8 protein-coding genes are annotated in these 6000 nt (G+C 63.3%); 7 read left to right on the top strand and 1 reads right to left on the bottom strand.

Annotated elements, in window-relative coordinates; all coding sequences use genetic code 11:
* The first annotated feature begins 38 nt into the window (after positions 1 to 38).
* The 7 genes from AS26_RS07995 (at position 39) to fabZ (ending at position 5438) form a co-directional block, all read left to right on the top strand.
* Positions 39 to 716: a M23 family metallopeptidase gene (locus AS26_RS07995; protein ID WP_062308173.1), complete on the top strand. Its 678-nt coding sequence runs from the start codon at positions 39 to 41 to the stop codon at positions 714 to 716.
* A gap of 230 nt (positions 717 to 946) precedes the next feature.
* Positions 947 to 1267: a sporulation transcriptional regulator SpoIIID gene (gene spoIIID / locus AS26_RS08000; protein ID WP_062308175.1), complete on the top strand. Its 321-nt coding sequence runs from the start codon at positions 947 to 949 to the stop codon at positions 1265 to 1267.
* Positions 1268 to 1360: 93 nt separating this feature from the next.
* Positions 1361 to 2380, top strand: coding sequence for a rod shape-determining protein (locus AS26_RS08005; protein WP_062308178.1), 1020 nt, complete (start codon positions 1361 to 1363; stop codon positions 2378 to 2380).
* A gap of 15 nt (positions 2381 to 2395) precedes the next feature.
* On the top strand, positions 2396 to 3607 hold the full coding sequence (locus AS26_RS08010) for a flagellar basal body rod C-terminal domain-containing protein (RefSeq protein ID WP_062308180.1): 1212 nt from the start codon (positions 2396 to 2398) through the stop codon (positions 3605 to 3607).
* Between the two features lie 16 nt (positions 3608 to 3623).
* On the top strand, positions 3624 to 4412 hold the full coding sequence (locus AS26_RS08015) for a flagellar hook-basal body protein (protein ID WP_062308182.1): 789 nt from the start codon (positions 3624 to 3626) through the stop codon (positions 4410 to 4412).
* Between the two features lie 12 nt (positions 4413 to 4424).
* Positions 4425 to 4964, top strand: a complete 540-nt coding sequence (gene pgsA / locus AS26_RS08020) for a CDP-diacylglycerol--glycerol-3-phosphate 3-phosphatidyltransferase (protein WP_062308185.1) — start codon at positions 4425 to 4427, stop codon at positions 4962 to 4964.
* Positions 4965 to 4991: 27 nt separating this feature from the next.
* The gene (fabZ, locus tag AS26_RS08025; RefSeq protein ID WP_062308187.1) at positions 4992 to 5438 is read left to right on the top strand and encodes a 3-hydroxyacyl-ACP dehydratase FabZ; all 447 of its coding nucleotides are present in this window, start codon (positions 4992 to 4994) and stop codon (positions 5436 to 5438) included.
* A gap of 23 nt (positions 5439 to 5461) precedes the next feature.
* Here the strand turns inward: fabZ and AS26_RS08030 are convergent.
* A partial coding sequence (locus tag AS26_RS08030; RefSeq protein ID WP_062308190.1) for a sigma-70 family RNA polymerase sigma factor occupies positions 5462 to 6000 on the bottom strand: 539 nt, incomplete at its 5' end.

The following is a 6000-nucleotide window of genomic DNA, read 5'->3' on the forward strand; positions in this document are numbered from 1 at the left end:
ATCCTCGTGGCGAGACTCACTACTGAGGTGAGCGCCACATGGATGAAAAGCAACAGCTTGATCCAAAATCCGAGACGCCACAAGCGCAAAATCGCAGCCCTGTGCGCAAGTGGCTGTCGAAGCGGTGGGTCTACCCGGCGATGTACCTGGGCGCGGCCGCGGTCGTGATCGGCGTCATCTATGCGCGAATCGAGACGAGCAGCACGCCGACGTCGGTGACGCCGACGGAAACCAACCAGACGTCGCAGACCGGTACCACGTCGAGTGGGCTTGAGCCCTGGGTTTGGCCGTATGCGCAGGGCACGGACGCCACGGTGACCATGGGGTTTTTCCCCGTGCATGGGTCGCTGAAGCAGCAGGCGGCGGCGGTGGTCGAATACGACAACACGTTCTATCCGCACAAGGGAATTGATATTCGCGCCGCCGGCGGCAGGCAGTTCACGGTGGTGGCTGCCCAGCGGGGGACCGTGGAGAGCGTGACGAATCAGCCGCTCTACGGCTATGAGGTGGTCGTCAACTCGCCCGACGGTTACACCGAAACGTATCAGTCGCTCGGCTCCGTGGATGTGAAACCGGGCCAGACCATCTCCGCCGGCGATCCCATCGGTACGACGTCGACCAACTTGTTTGAGCAGAGCCAAGGCAACCATCTGTATTTCCAAGTCAATCAAAACGGCCAACCCGTCGACCCCGAGTCGCTTCTCCCGAAGCAATGAACGGGTCGACCGTGCGCCCGCCATCGCGCGGGCGCTTTTCGTGTGTCCATCGATCCCGTTCGACGTATTTCCCGGAAAAAGACCGCCATTCCCCTCCTTTCCCCACGCCATCGAACCATGTCGAAACTGACCGGAAGATTCGAAATGGCCAGGCCTGGCGCGGCATACGGTGTACACCCCCTCATATACATAAACCAGACCAACTGACCTGCCACGGGGAGGCGAGGGGAGTGCATGACTACATCAAGGAGCGTACTCTTAAGATTGGGGAGTACATTGTCGAAACGCGCAACACGGTTCGCACCATCGCGCGGGAATTCGGCGTCTCGAAGAGCACGGTGCACAAGGATTTGACCGAACGCCTTCCGGAGATCAATCCGGAGTTGGCCAGCAAGGTCAAGGAAATTTTGGAATACCACAAAGCGATCCGGCACTTGCGCGGTGGCGAAGCGACCAAAATGAAGTATCATAAGGGAGACGATGAACGGGCTGGGTCGGCCGCGAAACCGAAAAGAGTCGAGCGGCGCAAAGGAGTTTCGAGCGGACTGTAGAACTACATCCTTGCATCCCCACTCCATTCATGCGAGCAGACGCACGACCTTCCCCAATCTCGTACGCTCTACACGCAGGAGGACTCGCCGCACATGTTTTCAAGGGACGTTGGTGTGGATTTGGGCACCGCCAATGTGTTGGTGCACGTCAAAGGCCAAGGGATTGTACTCGACGAACCATCGGTCGTTGCAATAGATCAGGTGACGAAGCAGGTTGTCGCGGTTGGCGAAGAAGCTCGCCGCATGTTGGGGCGAACGCCGGGGAACATTGTGGCCATTCGTCCGCTTCGAGAGGGCGTGATCGCCGATTTCGAAGTGACGGAGATCATGCTCCGTCACTTTCTCAACAAGACCGTCGGCAAACGTTTCTTCGGGCGCCCGCGTGTGATGATCTGCGTCCCCGCGGGCATCACCTCCGTCGAGCAGAAGGCGGTCCGAGAAGCGGCGGAAGCGGTCGGCATTAAGCAGGTGGACTTGATTGAGGAGCCGAAGGCCGCCGCCATCGGCGCTGGACTCAACATCTTCGAGCCGAGTGGTTCCATGGTGGTGGACATCGGCGGCGGCACGACGGACATCGCGGTGCTGTCGCTGGGCGACGTGGTCACGTCGACGTCGCTCAGAATCGCGGGGGACAAGCTCGACGAAGCCATCGTGAAGTACATTCGCCGAGAGTACAACTTGATGATCGGCGAGCGGACGGCGGAGGAGCTGAAGAAGGAACTGGCCACCGTGTTTCCTGGTGGACGCCAAAAGAGCACGGATGTGCGCGGGCGCGACATGGTGACCGGCTTGCCGAAGACGGTCACGGTCCATTCGGAGGAGCTCCGCGAGGCCTTGCAGGAACCGGTGTACGCGATTGTGCAAGCGACGAAGTCGGTGCTTGAGCAGACGCCGCCAGAACTCGCCGCGGACATCTTTGATAAGGGCGTCGTGCTGACGGGCGGCGGGGCTCTGGTCGATGGCCTGGACAAGCTGATGCAGTCGGAGCTGGAGATCCCTGTGCACATCGCGGAGAACCCCATGCACTGCGTCGTGATTGGAACAGGCCGCGTCCTGGAGAGCCCCGAGTGGAACAAGTATCGCGATCGCGGCCGGCGGCGCGCGCGTCGGTGATGGAGGGGTGCGGCCATGATCCAAGGGCTTACCGCAGCCGCCTCAGGGATGGCGGCGGAAGATCGGCTTGAGCAACTTCTGTCGAACAACCTGGCCAATCAGGACACGCCGGGCTTCAAGGCGTCCATCGGCGAGCTCATTGAGGACCCCGTGTTCGCCATGGAACGGTATTCGTACGGCGACGGGGCGGACGGGATCGGCATTGGCGAGATGGGCGGCGGCGTCGATTTTCAGGAGGGCGTTCCCTCGTTCTCCGAAGGCGGGCTCCAGACGACCGGGCGGCCCCTCGATCTCGCCATCGTGGACGCGGTCACGTCGGGCGAGGTGGCCTATGTGCTCGCGCCGCAGGGGGCAAAACCCGTGGCAGGTCCCGTGACGGTGGGCGTGGGCGGGAGGCTTACCGCCGGCGGCGCGCCGCTTGCCGTCTATGGGCCAGATGGACAGCCGGTCCAGGGGCTTTTTGCCGCCCGCAATCCGGCGTACCAAGGTTCGGAACTGCTCGGCGAAGGTGGGATGCCCGCCTATGACGCGGCCGGGCGCCCGTCTTACGTGTTCGAGAACGCGTCGGGCCAGGTGGTCTACACGCCCGGCAGCGAGACGGACGACCCCTACGCCATTCGCGTCGGAAGCGCGGAAGACATGGGCTACCACGCGTTTTTGCCCGTGAACTACACGGATGCAAGCGGCCAATCGGGGCTCGCCGTGACCCGGGATGGTGCGCTGCAGTTGAACGCGGAGAACGTCGTGGTCGACGCGGCGGGGCACGCCATCGCGCCGCTCGATCCCGCCGGCCGGCTGTTGGTGGGCGGGCGCATCGTGGTCAACCCACTCTATCATGGCACGCAAATCTTTTCGCAGAACGGTACGCCGGTGTATGATGCCAATGGACAGCCGTCCTTTCGCGTCTACAACGCGCAGGGCCAGCTGGTGCCGGGCGGCCGGATGGGCCTGGTTGATGCGGATGTGACCCAACTTCAGCCGCTCGGCGAAGGCGAATACATGGTCGGCGGCTCGTATCAGGCGGCGGCAGTCGAGCCGCTCCTCGGCGCAAGCACCGCGAAGATGGTCTTCGGCGCGCTCGAAGGTTCGAATGTGGATGTGGCGGCCACCATGGCGCAGATGATGCAGGCGCTGAACGCGTACGAGGCGAACCAGCGCGTCGCGCAATCGGTTGATTCCGTGCTGAACATCGCGGCCACCGATATCGGCAAAGTTCAGGGCGGCTGATGAGGGAGGCGGGCACATGGGGCAGATGATGTGGAACGGGCTTTCGGGCATCCAAGCGGCCAACGCTTGGATCGATCAAATCGCGGATAACCTCGCCAACCTTGAGACGCCAGGGTACGCGGCTGAAGAAGGGACGTTCGCGGATCTGCTCACGATGCAGGTGTACGGCAACGCGACGGATCCGTCCGCGGCGGACCGCGTGACGCCTCCCGGGTGGCGCGGGGGCACGGGCGTCGCGCGCACGGGCGAAGAGCGCGACTTCAGCCAGGCCGCTGTCGTGCGCACGGGCATCCCCACGCATCTCGCCATCGAGGGACCCGGATTCTTCGTCGTTGAGACGCCCTCGGGCCGCATGTACACCCGTGCCGGCAATTTCATCTGGAGCCGGCGCGCCGACGGAACGTTTGTGCTCGCCACACAAACGGGCGATCCCGTCTTGTCCACGTCAGGCCAGCCCATCGTCAAGCCGGCGGATGCGCCGTCCATGACCGTGGCGCCGGACGGCACCGTCCAATTTGGGCGAGGGCGCACCGCAAAGCTCGCGCTCGTGGAAATCGGAGAGCCGTCGAGCCACCTCATCCCCGAGGGTGATGGCCTCTACCGGTTGGCTTCGGGCGGCGTGGCGGTTTTCGCCCGAAATTCGTCCGTGATCCAAGGGGCGGTGAATGCGTCCAACGCGAACGAGACCACCGCCATGGCCCAGCTCGTCGCAGCCCAGGATTTTTACGAGGAAAATGCGCAGGCCATCTCGATGGCCAACCAACTGCTGGGGCTGGCGGATACCATCCGGACGTCGGGCGGTTGAGGAGGCGATTCCGTGAACCTGCCCAATCTGTTGACGCTTCTGCGTCTGCTTTTGATCCCGTGCTACCTGTGGGCGTTTTATGGCGTGGAAAGTCCGCATAAGATTCTGGCCTTATCCGTGTTGTTGTTCGCAGGTCTGACCGACGTCCTGGATGGTTATCTGGCCCGCACGTACAAACTGGAAACGTACACCGGTCAGCTGCTCGACCCTTTGGCGGACAAGCTGATGATGGTGTCCGTCCTGTTCACCCTGCTCACCTCCGGGCGGCTTCCCTGGGTCGTCGCTGCGCTGCTCGTGTTCCGAGACCTTGCGATGATTGCCGGCGCGGCGTTCTTTTACTTCCAAGGCAAACGCGCGGTGCCCAAGGCGAACTGGTGGGGCAAGATCACCACATGCTTCTACTACATCGGCATCTCGTTCTGCATCCTCGCGTGGCCCACGCCGACGGCGGGCGAAATGGTGCTCTGGCTCACCGTGGGCCTGTCGTACGTCACGACCGTGATCTACGTGCGCAGCATGAAAATCATTCCCGTGCGGCGCCGCGTGTACTGAGGCGCTCAAATCGATGGAGGTCGTTGAATGGATTGGAACCTTCCCCTCGGCATCGACGAAATTCGCGAGATCCTTCCTCACCGCTACCCGTTTCTCTTGGTCGATCGCGTCACGGAGGTGAGCGGCGGCCGCGCGGTGGGCTACAAGCTCGTGACCGCGAATGAGCCGCACTTCCAGGGCCACTTTCCCTCGTATCCCATCATGCCGGGCGTTCTCATCATCGAGGCAATGGCGCAACTCGGCGGCGTCGCGATTTTGTCCGATCCGGCCTACCGCGGCAAGCGCCCGCTCCTCGCGGGCGTCGACGGCGCTCGCTTCCGCGGCGAGGTGAGACCCGGCGACCGGCTCGACATGGAAGTCGTGATCGACCGGATGAAGGGGCGGATGGGCCGCGGAACGGGGAAGGCGCACGTGGATGGCAAGCTGGTGGCGGAAGCCACCATCCTGTTCGCCATCGCGGAGAGCGAGGCCTGACGAGGCCTCGCTCGCTGCCAAGCTCACAGGTCGCTTCGGGACAGGCCTGCTTCCAGGGCTCGCTGGCGCAGCTTGCGGAGGGCGCGCATGCGCCACGTGCGGATGGTGGCGGGACTGACGCCGAGCCGCTCCGCGATCTCGTCCGTGTCCAGCCCTTCGAGTTCCAGTTCCAACCAAGCGCCCTCGCGAGGCGACAGCTTCGCTTCTCGCGCCAGCCGCAGGAGCGTCAGGCGCTGGTCGACGCTGTGGAACGGTTCAATGCCTGGCGAGCGGGAGCGGTGAGGATCCCCACGCTCAAATTCCTCGTCCCAATCGTCGTTCCTTCCCTCTTCCGAGTTCCTCTGAAATGCAGTCCGATCCTGAACCGACCATATCCTTCGCATGGCGGTACGCGTGTCGCCATACACTCGTCGTGCGGCGTATGCGGGAAACGGAGCCGCGGACGGATCGTGCGTGGCGATGGCGTGCAGAAACGCAGCACACGCCTCCTGATACGCTTCGTCGTACCCCGTGACCCGCGCGTAGCGCGCCGCCGCACGCCGCAAGAGCGGCCGAAACATCG

The organism is Alicyclobacillus sendaiensis NBRC 100866 (assembly GCF_001552675.1).
GTDB classification, from domain to species: Bacteria; Bacillota; Bacilli; order Alicyclobacillales; family Alicyclobacillaceae; genus Alicyclobacillus; species Alicyclobacillus sendaiensis.

Excerpts from the sequence above, each read along its gene's own strand:
- AS26_RS08010 (WP_062308180.1), top strand. The coding sequence starts at position 2,396 with ATGATCCAAGGGCTTACCGCAGCCGCCTCAGGGATGGCGGCGGAAGAT.
- AS26_RS08005 (WP_062308178.1), top strand. The coding sequence starts at position 1,361 with ATGTTTTCAAGGGACGTTGGTGTGGATTTGGGCACCGCCAATGTGTTG.
- AS26_RS07995 (WP_062308173.1), top strand. The coding sequence starts at position 39 with ATGGATGAAAAGCAACAGCTTGATCCAAAATCCGAGACGCCACAAGCG.
- AS26_RS08015 (WP_062308182.1), top strand. The coding sequence starts at position 3,624 with ATGGGGCAGATGATGTGGAACGGGCTTTCGGGCATCCAAGCGGCCAAC.
- fabZ (WP_062308187.1), top strand. The coding sequence starts at position 4,992 with ATGGATTGGAACCTTCCCCTCGGCATCGACGAAATTCGCGAGATCCTT.